This window comes from Frateuria sp., assembly GCF_013362045.1.
Classification (GTDB): Bacteria; Pseudomonadota; Gammaproteobacteria; order Xanthomonadales; family Rhodanobacteraceae; genus Frateuria_A.
In genome coordinates, this window is sequence record NZ_JABFWW010000054.1 from 1 (window position 1) to 15325 (window position 15325).

The 15325-nt window shown below is 68.9% G+C and carries 14 protein-coding genes and 1 pseudogene; 12 read left to right on the forward strand and 3 right to left on the reverse strand.

Features of this window, described 5'->3' with window-relative positions; translation table 11 throughout:
- Positions 1-105: 105 nt before the first annotated feature.
- The 10 genes from lptC (at position 106) to ptsP (ending at position 8354) form a co-directional block, all read left to right on the forward strand.
- Positions 106-702, forward strand: coding sequence for an LPS export ABC transporter periplasmic protein LptC (gene lptC, locus HOQ08_RS02800; RefSeq protein WP_291191335.1), 597 nt, complete (start codon positions 106-108; stop codon positions 700-702).
- Positions 665-1228 carry a lipopolysaccharide transport periplasmic protein LptA gene (gene lptA / locus HOQ08_RS02805; protein WP_291191296.1) on the forward strand — a complete coding sequence of 188 codons (564 nt, stop codon included), beginning with the start codon at positions 665-667 and terminating at the stop codon, positions 1226-1228. Before lptC ends, lptA begins: the two co-directional genes overlap by 38 nt.
- A 3-nt stretch (positions 1229-1231) precedes the next feature.
- Positions 1232-1951 carry an LPS export ABC transporter ATP-binding protein gene (lptB, locus tag HOQ08_RS02810; RefSeq protein ID WP_291191299.1) on the forward strand — a complete coding sequence of 240 codons (720 nt, stop codon included), beginning with the start codon at positions 1232-1234 and terminating at the stop codon, positions 1949-1951.
- A gap of 87 nt (positions 1952-2038) precedes the next feature.
- Entirely contained in the window at positions 2039-3481 is a 1443-nt protein-coding gene (locus HOQ08_RS02815) for an RNA polymerase factor sigma-54 (RefSeq protein WP_291191302.1), read from the forward strand.
- Positions 3482-3600: 119 nt separating this feature from the next.
- The gene (gene raiA, locus HOQ08_RS02820; RefSeq protein WP_291191305.1) at positions 3601-3924 is read left to right on the forward strand and encodes a ribosome-associated translation inhibitor RaiA; all 324 of its coding nucleotides are present in this window, start codon (positions 3601-3603) and stop codon (positions 3922-3924) included.
- A 149-nt stretch (positions 3925-4073) separates the two neighbouring features.
- A complete protein-coding gene (gene hprK, locus HOQ08_RS02825; RefSeq protein ID WP_291191308.1) occupies positions 4074-5024 on the forward strand; it encodes an HPr(Ser) kinase/phosphatase in 951 nt (316 codons plus the stop codon).
- A 5-nt stretch (positions 5025-5029) separates the two neighbouring features.
- On the forward strand, positions 5030-5938 hold the full coding sequence (rapZ, locus tag HOQ08_RS02830) for an RNase adapter RapZ (RefSeq protein ID WP_291191311.1): 909 nt from the start codon (positions 5030-5032) through the stop codon (positions 5936-5938).
- 34 nt (positions 5939-5972) lie between these two features.
- Positions 5973-6365: a PTS fructose IIA subunit family protein gene (locus tag HOQ08_RS02835; RefSeq protein ID WP_291191315.1), complete on the forward strand. Its 393-nt coding sequence runs from the start codon at positions 5973-5975 to the stop codon at positions 6363-6365.
- On the forward strand, positions 6358-6627 hold the full coding sequence (locus HOQ08_RS02840; RefSeq protein ID WP_291191318.1) for an HPr family phosphocarrier protein: 270 nt from the start codon (positions 6358-6360) through the stop codon (positions 6625-6627). The genes HOQ08_RS02835 and HOQ08_RS02840 overlap by 8 nt, the downstream gene beginning before the upstream one ends.
- Positions 6624-8354: a phosphoenolpyruvate--protein phosphotransferase gene (gene ptsP / locus HOQ08_RS02845; RefSeq protein ID WP_291191321.1), complete on the forward strand. Its 1731-nt coding sequence runs from the start codon at positions 6624-6626 to the stop codon at positions 8352-8354. Before HOQ08_RS02840 ends, ptsP begins: the two co-directional genes overlap by 4 nt.
- Before the next feature lie 45 nt (positions 8355-8399).
- On the opposite strand, the gene HOQ08_RS02850 is transcribed toward ptsP, so the two are convergent.
- On the reverse strand, positions 8400-10379 hold the full coding sequence (locus HOQ08_RS02850; RefSeq protein WP_291191324.1) for a S9 family peptidase: 1980 nt from the start codon (positions 10377-10379) through the stop codon (positions 8400-8402).
- A gap of 309 nt (positions 10380-10688) precedes the next feature.
- Between HOQ08_RS02850 and HOQ08_RS02855 the strand changes: the two genes are divergently transcribed.
- Complete coding sequence (locus HOQ08_RS02855) at positions 10689-10877, forward strand: hypothetical protein (protein ID WP_291191327.1); 189 nt, start codon at positions 10689-10691, stop codon at positions 10875-10877.
- 161 nt (positions 10878-11038) lie between these two features.
- Positions 11039-13180, forward strand: a complete 2142-nt coding sequence (ppk1, locus tag HOQ08_RS02860; RefSeq protein WP_291191329.1) for a polyphosphate kinase 1 — start codon at positions 11039-11041, stop codon at positions 13178-13180.
- Positions 13181-13225: 45 nt separating this feature from the next.
- Here ppk1 and HOQ08_RS02865 read toward each other — a convergent pair whose 3' ends face one another.
- Positions 13226-15040 (reverse strand): EAL domain-containing protein, encoded by a 1815-nt coding sequence (locus HOQ08_RS02865; RefSeq protein ID WP_291191332.1) that lies wholly within the window; start codon positions 15038-15040, stop codon positions 13226-13228.
- Positions 15041-15055: 15 nt separating this feature from the next.
- Positions 15056-15325, reverse strand: a pseudogene (locus HOQ08_RS02870) (methyl-accepting chemotaxis protein); the annotation flags it as partial.

Here is a 15325-nt window from a genome sequence, read left to right on the forward strand (position 1 = left end):
ACAGGCGCACTGGACCACCAGCCGTCCCGGCGGCCAGGGCGGTGCGCGCGAGGTCTGCGACCTGATCCTGATCGCCCAGGGCAAGGTCGGCAACGAGCGGGAGCACTGGCAGTGAGGGAATGGCTGCGCGACCGCCGCCTGCCGGCGGCCATCGTCGCGATCGCGCTGCTGGCCGGCGCAGCCCAGCTGTTGCTGTGGTGGATCGGCCCGGCGCCCAAGGCCAACGAGTTCGTCGGCCCGCCGCGCTCGGGCTACACGCTGACCGACTTCAAGCTGAGCCAGTACGGCGTCGACGGCCTGCCCAGCTTCCGCATCGCCGCCCCGCACCTGGAACGGCGCGAAGGCGACGACTCGCTGTACATCAACGCGCCGGTGTTCGACCTGCCCTCCAACCAGGCCGGCGTGCCCGACTGGCACGGGCAATCGCTGTACGGCTGGGTCAACCACGACGGCACCCTGCTCAAGCTGCAGGGCCCGGTGCATCTGAAGCGGGCGGCCTTCGACGACACGCCCGCCACCACCATGGACACCGCCGAAGTCACCGCCTGGCCCAAGCAGAACCGCCTGGAAACCGCCGAACCGGCACAGCTGGTACAGGGCGGCACTAGAATCAACGGCACCGGCCTGCGCGCCGACCTCAACGACAAACACCTGGAGCTGCTCAATGACTTCCACGGCATCTATCCGCCGCGCGGGCGCTAGCCTGGCCCTGCTTGCGCTTGGATGGCTGGTGGCCGCGCCGTCGCATGCGAAACAGACCGACCGCAGCCAGCCGATGGACGTGAAGGCCTCGCACTTCGACGGCTTCCAGAAGCCCAACAGCGTGAGCACGCTCACCGGCAACGTGGTCATCACCCAGGGCACGCTCAAGGCCACCGGCGCACAGGCGAAGGTGTACTTCGACGCCGACACCCAGATCGACCGCGTGGTGCTCACCGGCAAGCCGGCGCACATCCAGCAGCTGGACGACAACGGCAACCTGATGCGCGGCGAGGCGTCCAGCATCGACTACCAGTCGAGCAAGGGCTTCGCGGTGCTCGATGGCAATGCCTCGGTGACCCAGCAGGGCCGCGGCGAGGCCCATGGCGACCGGCTCACCTACAACACCCAGACCAGCCAGATGACCGGCGACAGCGGCGGCGACGGCGCCGTGCACCTGATCTTCCAGCCGAAGAACAGGCCAGCCGCCGCGACGCCCGCGCCCACCGCCAGCAGCAAGCAGCCCTGACCGATGCTCGCTGCCGAAGGCCTGCAGAAACGCTACCGCTCGCGCCAGGTCGTGCGCGATTTCGGTTTTTCGATCCGCCAGGGCGAGGTGGTGGGCCTGCTCGGCCCCAACGGCGCCGGCAAGACCACCTGCTTCTACATGGTGGTGGGCCTGGTCGAAGCCGACGGCGGCAGCATCCGGCTGGACCGCCAGGACATCACCGGCCTGCCCATGCACGCGCGCGCACGCATGGGCATCGGCTACCTGCCGCAGGAAGCGTCGGTGTTCCGCCGCCTCAGCGTGGCCGACAACATCATGGCCGTGCTGGAACTGCGCGAAGGCCTCACCGCCCGCCAGCGCAACGAGCAGCTCGAGGGCCTGCTGGACGAACTGAAGATCGCCCACATCGCCGACCAGAAGGGCATCAGCCTTTCCGGCGGCGAGCGCCGGCGCGTGGAGATCGCCCGCGCGCTGGCCGCGCAGCCGCGCTACATGCTGCTGGACGAACCCTTCGCCGGCGTCGACCCGATTTCGGTGGGCGAGATCCAGCGCATCGTGCGCCACCTGAAGGAACGCGGCATCGGCGTGCTGATCACCGACCACAACGTGCGCGAGACGCTGGGTATCTGCGACCGCGCCTACATCCTGAACGAAGGCGAGGTGCTTTCACGCGGCACGCCGGCGCACATCCTGGCCGACGAGAAGGTGCTCGAAGTGTACCTGGGGCGTGAATTCAAGCTGTGACGCAGGGCCCGCGGAAGCCTGCCGTCGCTATGGTCGCATCACAGCCACCGGGGTAGGATGGCCGTAAGTTCTTTCCCTACGGCTGGCATGAAACCCGGGCTCCAGTTCCGCCTCAACCAACAGCTGACCCTGACGCCCCAGTTGCAGCAGGCGATCCGGCTGTTGCAGCTCTCGCAGCTGGAGCTGGAGGCGGAACTGCGGCAGATCGCCGAGGGCAACCCGCTGCTGGAGTTCGAGGAAGAGACGGCACCGGGCGAGGCCGAAGAGGAGGAGAGCTTCACTGCCGCCCCGGTCGAAACGCCGACGATCGACCACAACGCCGACGACAGCGCCGACTGGGCGGAAGCGGACGCGCCCGCAGAGACGCCGATCGACTTTTCGCTGGGCAGCGGCAGCAGCCCGGGCAATCGCGGCGACGAGGATTTCGAACCGCAGAACGCCGCTCCCGAGACGCTGCAGGAACACCTGCTGTGGCAGCTCAACCTGACGCCGTTCACCTCGCGCCAGCGGCTCATCGGCACCGTCATCATCGACGCGCTCAACGCCGACGGCTACCTCACCGAAGGCCTCGAAGGCGTGCTCGCCGCGCTGCCGGCCGATCTCGACGCCAGCAGCGCCGAGGTGGAAGCCGTGCGCCGCCAGTTGCAGCGCTTCGACCCCACCGGCATCGCCAGCCTGGACCTGCGCGACTGCCTGCGGGTGCAGTTGGAACAGTTCGACCCGGCCACGCCGCACCGCGAACTGGCCCTGCAGATCGTCGCCGGCGAGCTGGAACTGCTCGCGCGCAACGACGTGTCCAAGCTCGCGCGCAAGCTGCGCGCCAACGAGGACGACGTGGCCGCCGCCGCGCTGCTGATCCGCAGCCTCGACCCGCGCCCCGGCGCCGCACTGGACGCCACCCCGGTCGAGTACGTCGCGCCGGACGTCTATGCCTACAAGGAAGGCAACCGCTGGAAGGTCAGCCTCAACCCCGACTGCCAGCCGCGGCTGGGCCTCAACCAGCACTACTGCAGCCTGATCGCGCAGGCGCGCGGCGAGGATGCCAGCTGGATGCGCGGCCAGCTGCAGGAGGCGCGCTGGCTGATCAAGAGCCTCGAATCGCGCGCCGAGACCTTGATGAAGGTGGCCGACGCCATCGTGCGCCGGCAGAGCGCCTTCCTCGACTACGGCCCCGAGGCGATGCACCCGCTGGTGCTGCGCGAGGTCGCCGAAGAGGTGGCCATGCACGAGTCAACCATCTCGCGCGTGACCACGCGCAAGTACATCCACACGCCGCGCGGCACCTTCGAGCTGAAGTATTTCTTCTCCAGCGGCGTCTCCACCGAGGACGGCGGCGGCGCCTCCGCCACCGCCATCCAGGCCATGATCAAGAAGCTCATCGACGCGGAGGACCCACGCAAGCCGCTGTCCGACCAGGCGCTGGCCGAGGAGCTCAACCGCAAGGGCATCCAGGTCGCCCGCCGTACGGTGGCCAAGTACCGCGAGGCCCTGCGCATTCCCAGTTCCAGCGAGCGCCAGCGCGCAGGCTGAACGGGGCACTTGGAACCGGCCCGACCGCTCCCATACGAATGAGAGACCGGCACGCCGACCCGAAGGTCGGCATGCGAATCCGCCGCCCCATCGGCGGCATGCAACAGAGGAGGCGAACCATGCAGTTCCAACTCACCGGCCAGCAGATCGAAGTCACCCCCGCCTTGCGTGCCCATGCCACGTCCCGGCTCGATCGCCTGACCCGCCTCGACGAAAAGTGCCTTGGCCTGACCATGGTGCTGTCGGTGGACAAGCTGCAGCACTGCGCCGAAGCCACGCTCTCCACCACCGGCGCGGCCCTGCACGCAGCCGCCTGCGAGGCCGACATGTACGCCTCCATCGACATGGTGTTCGACAAGCTGGCCGCGCAGCTGCGCCGACATCGCGACAAGATGACCGACAAGCATCCGCAGCAGGCGCGCGACGCGCGACAGTTCGGCTGAGCCAACGGTCCCCGCAAGCTTTCGGACCCGCCCCCGTGGCGGGTCTTCTTTGTCCGAGCGGGGGAGCCTCCTGCGACACCCGCTCATCCCGCCCGCTCCCGCATAGCTGGCACAATGCCGCCTGTCGACCGCAGGCAGGAAGGCAAGCCTTGGAACGTCTCACCGCACGGCAACTCTTCGACGGCGTCCACGAACGCATGGGCCTGCGCTGGGTCTCGGGCATGCGCGGCGAAGGACGCGTGCTCGAAGCCGGCGCGACCACCACCCGCCGGCCCTCGCTGATCGGCTACCTGAACGTGATCTACCCCAACAAGGTGCAGATCGTCGGCACCGAAGAGCTCAACTGGCTCGACAGCCTCGATTCGCGCCAGCGCTGGGAGGCGATGCACAAGATCGCCGCCTACCAGCCGGTCGCGCTGATCGTCACCAAGGACCAGCCCATTCCAGCCGACCTGCGCGAGGTCGCCGAGGAGACCCACACGCCGCTGTGGATCAGCGCCAAGCGCGGCCACGAGCTGCTGACCTGGATGCAGTACCACCTGGCGCGCATGCTGGCACCCAGGATCACGCTGCACGGCGTATTCCTGGAAGTGTTCTCGATCGGCGTGCTGATCACCGGCGAGTCCGGCTCGGGCAAGAGCGAGCTGGCGCTGGAGCTGATCAGCCGCGGCCATCGGCTGGTCGCCGACGACGCCACCGAATTCACCCTGATCGCGCCGGACGTGATCGACGGCACCTGCCCCGAGCTGCTGCAGGATCTGCTCGAGGTGCGCGGCCTGGGCGTGCTCAACGTGCGCGAGATGTTCGGCCACACCGCCGTCAAGCATTCGAAATACCTGCGCCTGGTGGTGCACTTGAAGCCGCTGCGCGAGGGCGAGGACATCGACGCGATGACGCGCCTCACCGGCGACACCAGCCACCGTGAGATCCTGGAGGTGCCGGTGCCGATGATCACCATCCCGGTCGCCCCCGGCCGCAACCTGGCGGTACTGGTGGAAGCGGCGGTGCGCCACCATATGCTCAAGAGCAAGGGCATCGACCCCGCGCAGACCTTCATCGACCGCCAGGCGCACCAGATGCGCCGGCTTCCGCCATGGTGAGTGCCGTGAACCCCAGCGACCACACCCTGTCCAGCACTTTCAACGATCCCAATGCCGTGCACCTGGTCGTGCTGACCGGCATGTCAGGCGGCGGCAAGACGGTCGCGCTGCGCGCGCTCGAGGACCTGGAGTTCTACTGCGTCGACAACCTGCCCAGCGGCCTGCTGCCCCAGCTGGTGCAGTCGGTGCGACAGGACGGCGGCGGCCGCCGCGCCCGGCGCATCGCGGTGGGCGTGGACGTGCGCAACCGCGGCGAGGATTTCGAGCACATGCCGCTGGTGCTCTCCGACCTGGCCGGCGCCGGCGTGCACGTGCACCTGGTGTTCATCGACTGCCGCGACGAGGTGCTGATCAAGCGCTACTCGGAAACCCGCCGCCGCCATCCGCTGGCGCTGCGCGGCGTCTCGCTGGCCGACGCCATTGCCGAGGAGCGCCGCCTGCTGCGCCCGCTGGTGGGCATTGCCGAAAAGGTGATCGATTCGAGCGAGCTCAACGTGCACCAGCTGCGCCGCCTGATCGCCACCGGCTATGCGGCAGCCACCGAGGGGCTCACGCTGATGTTCCAGTCCTTCGCCTTCCGCCGCGGCCTGCCGCTGGATTCCGATTTCGTCTTCGACGCACGCTGCCTGCCCAACCCGCACTGGCAGCCGAAGCTGCGCCCGCTTTCGGGCAAGGACGCGCCGGTGCGCGAGTTCCTCGAGGCCGACGCGCTGGTGGGCGAGTACTTCGCCGACACCGCGCGCTGGCTGGACGCCTGGCTGCCGCGCTTCGAGCAGGACGACCGCAGCTACGTCACCATCTCGATCGGCTGCACCGGCGGGCGGCACCGCTCGGTGTACCTGGTCGAGCGCCTGGCCGCGCACTACCGGGCCAGGCGCGAAGGCGTGCTGACGTTCCATCGCGAGCTGCAATGATGACCGCACTCCCTTCCCCGGGCAGGGCCGGCCCATGAGCGTCGGCGTCCTCCTGATGACCCACGAGGCGGTCGGCAAGGCGCTGATCTCCGCCGCGCACCACGTGATGCCCAAGCTGCCGCTGAGGGTCGAGGCGGTCGAGGTGCCGGCGCAGGCCGATCCGGACGTGATGCGCACGCTCACCGCTCAGCACGCGCGCGAACTGGATCAAGGCGAGGGCGTGCTGGTGCTGGCCGACCTGTACGGGGCCACGCCCTGCAACATCGGCCTGTCGCTGTCGGCGCTGGGGGTGCGCCTGCGTTGTGTGTCCGGGCTCAACCTTCCGATGCTGCTGCGCGTGCTCAACTACGCGGAAAAACCTTTGGACGAACTGGCTCAGGTGGCCGCCCACGGCGGCCGCGGGGGGATCTTCATCGATCATGCTTGAACAGGACCTGGTCGTTTCCAACAAGCTCGGCCTGCACGCACGCGCGTCGGCCAAGCTCGTGCAGCTGGTGCAGGGCTTCAAGTCCACCGTATGGCTGGTCAGCAAGGGCCGCGAGGTCAACGCCCAGAGCATCATGGGCGTGATGATGCTCTCGGCCGGCATCGGCACGCCGCTCACCGTGCGCGCGGACGGCCCCGACGAAGCCGGCGCGATCGCCGCCGTGGTCGCGCTGTTCGAGCGCAAGTTCGACGAGGGCGCATGAGACAGCTGCTCCCCGGCACCCCCGCCTCCCGCGGCATGGCCCTCGGCCGCGCGCGGCTGGTGCAGCCGAGCCGCTATCTGGTCGACACCCGCCCGCTGGCCGATGACGAGATCGAGGAAGAGCTGGGCCGCCTGCACCGCGCGCTCGACACCGCGCGGCAGGAGCTGCACGAGTTGCGCGGCAAGCTGCACGGCGCACTCGCGCGCGAGGTCAACGAGTTCATCGACGCGCACAGCCTATTGCTGGACGACAGGGAACTGCTGCGCGGGCTGGACGACCTGGTTCGGGTCGGCCACTACCGCGCGGGCGTGGCGCTGAAGAAGCAGCGCGACCGCCTGGCCAAGGTGTTCGAGGCGATGGACGACCCCTACCTGCGCAGCCGCCGCGAGGACGTCGACCAGGTGATAAACCGGGTGATCTCCGCCCTGCAGCGCCAGACCAGCCGCGAGGAGCGCAAGCTCGCCGCGCGCGTGGGTGAGATCCTGGTGGCCGACACCATCGCGCCCGCCGACATGGCGCACCTGGTCGGCAACGGCCTGCTCGGCGTAGTCGCCAGTTCGGGCAGCGCCTATTCGCACAGCGCCATCCTGGCGCGCAGCCTGGACCTGCCGATGGCGGTCGGCACGCGCGATGCGCTGGCCACCATCCACGACGACGACCTGATCCTGCTCGACGCCGAACGCGGCGAGACCATCGTCCACCCCGCCGCGCAGGACCTCGCCCGCTACCGCGCCTGGCAGCGCGAGGCCGCGGCCGAGGGCCGGCGCCTGGCCAAGCTCGCCAACGCGCCGACGCTCACGCGCGACGGCGTGTCCGTCCGCCTGTTCGCCAATGCCGAAACCGCCGTCGACATCGCCGCCGCGCGCACGCGCGGCGCCGACGGCGTGGGCCTGTACCGCACCGAGTTCCTGTTCCTCAAGCACAAGGGCCTGCCCTCGGAGGACGAGCAGTTCAACGCCTACCGCGACCTGGTGCTGGGCATGGGCGGCCTGCCGGTGACCATCCGCACGCTGGACCTGGGCGCGGACAAGGCGGACGCCGCCGGCCTTGCCCTGCGCGGCGAGGACAACCCTGCGCTGGGCGTGCGCGGCGTGCGCCTGTCGCTGCGCTACCCGGCCGTGTTCACCACGCAGATCCGCGCGATCCTGCGCGCCGCCTGCTACGGCCCGGTGCGCGTGCTGGTGCCGATGGTCACCCAGCCGGACGAGCTGATCGCCGTGCGCACCCTGTTCAAGCTGGCGCGCCAGGACCTCAAGCGCGAGAACATCGACCTGCCGGAAAAACTGCCGCTGGGCGCGATGATCGAAGTGCCCGCCGCCGCGCTCAACGTGCGCGCGCTGCTGGAACACGCCGATTTCCTCGCCATCGGCACCAACGACCTGGCCCAGTACGTGCTCGCCGCCGACCGCGGCAACGACGGCCTGGAGAACATCTACAATCCGCTGCAGCCGGCGCTGCTGCGCCTGATCGCCTACGTCATCGCCGCCGGCCGTCGCGCCGCCAAGCCGGTGAGCCTGTGCGGCGAGATCGGCGGCGACGTCAAGTTCACCGCCCTGCTGCTGGCGCTGGGCCTGTGCGAATACAGCATGCACCCCAGCCAGATCCTGCACGTGCGCGACCGGCTGGCCACCCTCGACCATGCCACGCTGCGCCGCCACGCGGCGCAGCTGCTGCGCGCCCACACCCACGAGGAAGTGGAGCGGCTGCTGGCGCAACTGGCCGGCTGAGCGGGTGCGATCGAAGCGAGCGGCCTCGACCCGACGGCCCTTCGCTCAATGTGACGCGACCGTGACTGGCTGTCCGATGTTGCGATCGAGGAAATCCACGATGCGCTCGAACAGTTCGACCCGATTGGCCTCGCTGTAGAAGCCGTGACCTTCGTCGGGCTTGTACAGCCATTCATGGGCGATGTGGCGCTCGAGCATCGCCTTGTGCAGATTTTCGCCCTGAACCGGCGGCACCCGCCTGTCCCTGCCGCCGACGATGAGCATGGTTTGCGCGCGCAGGCGGTCCAGCTGGTCGACCGGCGAATGTGAAGCGAGCACGATCGGGTCGTCGCCGAGCGCATCGTGCAGGTAGCTCAGACCGTAGGAGGATTGGGGAATGTCTCCGCGCCTGTACATCAAACCCAGGTCGTAGACGCCCACGTACCCGATTGCGCACTTGTACAGATCGGGCTCCTTGACCGCGCCTTCGAGTGCCGCGTAGCCGCCATAGCTGCCACCGAAGATGCACACCCGTCCGGCATCGGCGTATCCCTGGCCGATCGCCCAGCGCGTGGCGTCGGTGACGTCGTCCTGCATGGTGCCGCCCCACTGCCGGTAACCCGCACGCATGAAGCGATAGCCGAAACCGCCCGAGCCGCGGTAGTTCACCTGAAGCACTGCGTAGCCATGGGTGGCGAGCATCTGCACGTACGGGTCGTATTCCCACGGATCGCGGATGCCGAACGGTCCGCCGTGCACGAACACCACCAGCGGCAGGTGCTTGGCCTCTTCCTTGCCCGGTGGACGGGTGAGGTAGCCATGCAGCGGCAATCCGTCACGCGCCTTCAGCTCGATCGGCTGCATCTGCGCCATGCGACCGGGATGGACCCAGGCCGCGCGCTGCAAAAGGACGCTTGCCTTGCCGGTCTGGGCATCCCACAGGTAGAAGGTGCCTGGGTCCGCATCGGACGAGACCAGGACCACCGCCTTGCGGCCATCGTCAGTGCTCGATACCACGTCCACGAACTCGCCTGGAAACTGTTGCGAGAAGGCCGAGATGAGCTTGACCGCATCGGTACCGGGTCGAAGCACGGACACGGCCGGCATGCCGGGCATCGAGCGCACACCCACCACCTGCTGCCCGTCCAGGCTCGTTTCCAGCCCGTCGGCGGCGACGCTTGGGCTGCTCCAGATGGGCTCCTGCAGCTTCTGCGTTGCAACATCCCACGGACAAACCGCGTCCACGACACCCGGGTGGCTGCAACTCATCAGGACGCGGGTGTCACCCTCGTCAAAGCCCAGCGGCCACACGATGCCTTGTGCATCTTCGCTGAAGAGCAGAGTCCACGGGGTCGCGTCGTTGGCACGATAGAACACCCGATACTTCGAATTGCTATCCGCCCCGTAGGCGAAACGCACCACGCCATGGTGGTCGGTCATGAACCCGGCATCGCGCAATGGCGCGGTAAGCACACGATGCTTGGTGCCGTCGCGGACGTCCATCCGGTAGATCTGGGTGAAATCGCCTTCGGCGCCGGTATTCCAGTCATTGATGCCGACCAGCACGTGGTGCCGGTCATCGCGCAGGGTGTCGATCATTGTGGCACTGGCGTACTCGGTGGTCGCATGCTGGATGTGCGAACTGATCGACTGCACGCCCGCCCGATAGCCGAACAACGTCGTTGCGCCACCACCGTCCGCGTTGACCGCGAACAGCTCGCCGGTGGCGACAGGTTGGTCGAGGCCGGCGACCTTCATGCCCACGGTGTAGATCACGCGGTCCGGGTTGGCCCACCAGAAGTCCACGACCTGCTCGCCTTCGCGCGGATGTACGGTGGCGCCCTTGCCCGTGTCCAGATCGACCAGCGCCAGTAACGGCTTGTCGTCAATGACGGCGACGGCAGCCAGATGCCGCCCGTCGGGGGCGATCTTGACTTGCTGATATTGGAGCTGGCGGGCCAGATCCTTGAACGATACGTCCTGGGCCTTCGCCGAAAATGCAAGCAGCAGGCAAGCCGCCCCTGCAAGGCAACGCATGATCTTCATGACTCCCTCCCCCTGACCGTTCCGTGGATGCTTCCTGCTGGAGCTGACCGATCGTATCCCAGCGGCTCCGCGCAAAGGTAAACATGAGCAGCTGCGAAGCAGAGAGCCGGCACACCGCAAAAAGGCCCGCGACGTGCGCGCGGGCAACGCTCGCCTGTCCGGCCTACCGGCCCACCGGCGGCCGGCATCGAGTCACTCCACCGTCTTGCGCCATAAAAAGACATGTCATGTTGGCCGCCGATACTGGCGCCTGATCCCGGAAGACATCGTGCCGTGACCCAGTACGTACACCCCTGCAAGCCCGGCCTCGTGCGCATCGTCAAGCATGGCCGCCGGTGGCGCTCGCTTCTGGACGAGCGCGAGGTGGGGCGCCACGAGACGGCGGAAACGGCCGTGCAGGCGCTTCGCGCCCAGTGGCCGCAGGCGCGCATTCCAGCCTCGCTGCTGCTTTGGCGGCAGCTTCCCGAGCCGAGGCGGATCGGCCAGCGCGCGGCGTAAGCGGGCAACGCAGGCGTCCCTCGACGGGCCGGCCTCCCCGGCCGCCGGCCGGCCTGCCGCGCAAGGCCTGCCCGGCAGCGTTCGCCGGTGTAACACAGGTGTCATCGGCCGGCCCGACGCTCGGTGGTCATGTGCTACGTGCAGCCGCGTGACCGACGACCATGAGCCGCGCCAAAGACCTCCACGCGCTGCAGGCGCGCCTGCCTACCCTGTCCGGCCCCGCGCCGGAGCGTGACCTGACGGACAGCTCGCTGTACCTCAACCGTGAACTGTCCCAGCTCAAGTTCAACGTCCGCGTGCTCGACCAGGCCCTGGACGAGCGCACGCCGCTCCTGGAACGGCTGAAGTTCCTGCTGATCTTCTCGCGCAACATGGACGAGTTCTTCGAGATCCGCGTGGCCGGCCTCAAGCGGCAGATCGCCTTCGACCACGAGATCGCCGGCCCGGACGGCATGGGTCCCCGGCGGGTGCTCGAGCAGATCAGCGCGACGGCGCACCGCCACATCGAGCGCCAGTACGCGATCCTCAACGAACGGATCCTGCCCGAGCTCGACGCGCACGGCATCCGCATCGTGCGCAGGGAACGCTGGACGCCGAGGCAGGCGCACTGGCTGCGCCATCACTTCCGCCACGAGGTCGCGCCGCTGGTCACGCCGATCGGCCTGGACCCGACGCACCCCTTCCCGCTGCTGGTGAACAAGAGCCTCAACTTCATCGTGCAGCTGAAAGGCATCGATGCCTTCGGACGGGATTCGGGCCTGGCCATCGTGCCCGCGCCACGCGTGCTGCCGCGCCTGATCCGGCTGCCGGACGAGGTGTGCGTGGACGGGGACAACCACGTCCTGCTGTCCTCGGTGATCCATGCCCAGGTCGCCGAACTGTTTCCCGGCATGGAGGTGCTCGGCTGCTACCAGTTCCGCCTCACCCGCAACGCCGACCTGGCGATCGATCCGGAAGACGTCGAGGACCTGGCGCTGGCCCTCAGGGGCGAGTTGTATTCGCGCCGCTTCGGCGACGCGGTGCGGCTGGAGGTTTCGGACAAGTGCCCCGCGGACGTGGTCGGGTTCCTGCTCGGCCGCTTCGGCCTCACGCACGCCGACCTCTACGAGGTGAATGGGCCGGTCAACCTGGCGCGGCTGTTCTCGCTGGCGATCGGGCTGGCAAGGCCGTCGCTGCAGTTCCCGGCGTTCACCGCCTCGCTGCCGCGGGCCCTGAAGAAGTCGCCGAACCTGTTCCAGGCCATCGCGCGGCAGGGCCTGCTATTGCTGCACCCGTACGAGTCCTTCGCCCCGGTGGTGGACCTGCTGCGGCAGGCCGCCAAGGATGCGGACGTGCTCACGATCAAGCAGACGCTCTACCGCAGCGGCGCCCATTCGGAGATCGTCGACGCCCTGGTGGAGGCCGCGCGTGCCGGCAAGGAAGTGACGGTGGTGGTCGAGCTGCGCGCGCGCTTCGACGAGGAATCCAACCTCGAGTTGGCGGCGCGCCTGCAGAAGGCCGGGGCCACGGTGGTCTACGGCGTCGTCGGCGTGAAGACGCATGCCAAGCTGCTGCTGGTCCAGCGCCGCGAGGGCAACCGGCTGGTGCGCTATGCGCACATGGGTACGGGCAACTACCACACCGGCAACGCCCGGCTCTACACCGACTACAGCCTGCTGACCTCGGACCGGGCGCTGTGCGAGGACGTCCACAAGCTTTTCATCCAGCTCACCGGCATGGGCAAGTTGCGGCCGATGAAGAAGCTCCTGCATGCGCCCTTCACCCTCAAGCGCACGCTGCTGCGGTTGATCGCCGAGGAGACCGCCCGCGCCGCCGCCGGCGAAGCGGCCCGGATCATCCTGAAGGTCAACGCCCTGACCGACGCGAAGATCATCCGCGCGCTCTACCGCGCCAGCATGGCGGGGGTCGGCATCGACCTCATCGTGCGCGGCATGTGCTGCCTGCGGCCCGGTGTTCCGGGCTACTCGGAAAACATCCGCGTCCGCTCGGTGATCGGCCGCTTCCTGGAGCACAGCCGCGTCTACTGGTTCGCCAACGGCGGCGAGGAGATCGTCTACCTGTCCAGCGCGGACCTGATGGAGCGCAATCTCGACCGCCGCATCGAGGTGGCGTTCCCGATCGAGATCAAGCGGCACCGGCAGCGCATCCGCGAGCACCTGGAGCTCTACCTCGGCGACAACGCCAACGCCTCGCTGCTGCAATCCTCGGGCGACTACGTCCGCCTCGCGCCCGCGGACGGGCAAGAGGCCTGTAGTGCGCAGGAACGCATGCTGGAGCAGCTCGGCGTGGCCGGCGCGGCCTGAGCAGCCAGCCGCGTCCCTGGCTGCGCGGCGGCGTCGCGATCGGGCTCAGGCCGGCAGGCGGCTGGTCTGCTCGGCCGGCAACCAGCCGCCGGTATGGATCACATGCATGGGCACGCCCTGGCGCCGCGCATGGCGCTTGGCCCGGGCCGCCAGGCGGGCGATCACCTCGACGCGCGCCGGGAACGGCGGCGCCAGGGCCACCGCGCCGACCGTCACGGACGTCAGGGGAAAGCTCTGGCGCGCGCCATGCCGGTCCTTGCCCTGCAGCTGCCCGCGCTCCAGCTGCGGCGAGTCGAACAGGGCGCGCGAGCGGTGCGCGAAGGCCTCGATCATGCGATGGCAGCGCTCGTGCCAGTTCGCGCTCTGCATGAGCAGCAGGAAATCGTCGCCGCCGATGTGGCCGACGAAGTCGGCCTGGCTGTCCACCTGCTCGGTGAGGATGCTGGCGAGCAGGCGGATCATGCCGTCGCCGCGGAAGTAGCCGTAGAGATCGTTGAACGGCTTGAAGTCGGTCAGGTCCACGTAGGCGGCGACGAACGGCACCGCGCTTTCGAGCAGCCGCCCCAGGTGCTCGGTGACCGGGATGTTGCCCGGCAGCAGGGTCAGCGGGTTGGCGTGGCGCGCGGCGTCGATGCGCAGCTCGGTCACCCGGCGCACCAGCGACTCGCCCGTGCCCAGGCCCAGGTAGCGGCCCTCGCGGGTCACCACGAAGCCGTCGGCCAGGTAGCGCTGGTCCTCGCCGCGCAGGATCTCGGCCATGCTCTCGAGACTGCGCTGCGCGTCGCACAGCACCGGTCCCTCGTTCATGAACAGCGCGCACGAGCGGCGCCCGAACAACTCGCGGGTATAGGGCTTGGCCATGCGTTCGGTGAACACGCGCCGGTTGATCAGGCCGATCGGCCGCTGCTCGACGGTCACCGCCAGCGCGTGCAGGTGCGGCTGCTGCGCGAACAGCCGCTCGGCCGCCGCCACGGTGTCCGCGGGCGTCAGTGCCGGCGCCTGGATCATCAGGTGGCCTGCCTTGATGGTGTGCTGCACGAGCGGCCCCTGCGGCCGCGGCGGCACCTGCACGCGCTGGCCGCGCAAGGCGACGCGCGCCGCCTCGGCCACCCGCACGGCCGGCTGCGGCGACGGGCGTCCCAGCAGATAGCCCTGTGCGTAGGTGATGCCGAGCTCGCACAGCATGCGCAGGTCGGCCGGGTCCTCCACGCCTTCGCCAATCAGCTCCGCGCCGAGCGTCTCGGCCACGCGGCACAGCGCCTGCACGATCACCAGCCGTTCGGCGCTCGTGGCCAGGCCATGGACCAGATAGCGGTCAATCTTGACCACCTCGGGGCGGACTTCGTTCCACATCTGGAAGTTCGAGTGACCGTTGCCGAAGTCGTCCATCGCCACGCGCACGCCGCGCGCGCGCAGGTGCGCGATGGAAACGGCAAGCTCGCCGGGGTTGTCCACGATGTCGCGCTCGGTGAGCTCCAGCGTGACGCGCGCCAGGTCGAGGCCCGAGGCGGACATCGCGGCGTGCACCTGCTCCGGGTGCAAGCCTTCCTGCAGGATCGCCTGCGCGCTCAGGTTGACCAGCAGACGCCCGGGCTCGGCCCGACCGGCGAAGGCGGCGCAGATCGTCCGCACCGCGTGCAGTTCCAGCTCGGCCAGGCGCCCGAGCTTGCGCGCCTCGTCCAGCAACTGCGGCATGGTAAGCCCCGGCGGTCCGACCAGCGGGCGGCTCAGGCCCTCGTGCGCGACGATTTCCAGCGAGCCCAGATGCACGATCGGCTGGAACACCGGACGCAAGCCATCCGGTTGCAGGGCCTCGTCGAGCCACTGGCTCGGCTGCGAAACGGGGCGATCGGATGGCATGGCGGGGACGATCGCTCAGGCGAACGACAGCGCGACGTCCGCCATCACCTCGGCGCGGGGCAGCCGCGGCTGCCCCTCGACATGGCGTTCCTCGGCCAGGGAGAAGAAGCCGACCACGTCCAGCAGCGTATGCGCGCTTTCCATCAGGCTGTGGCTCGCCGCTGCTGCCTGTTCACCGAGCGCCGCGTTCTCCTGCGTCATCGCCTGCATGCGTTCGGCCGCCTGCGCCACGCTGCCGACGTCTTGCGCGTGCGTGCGGCCGGCCTGGGCCATCGCGGCGACCAC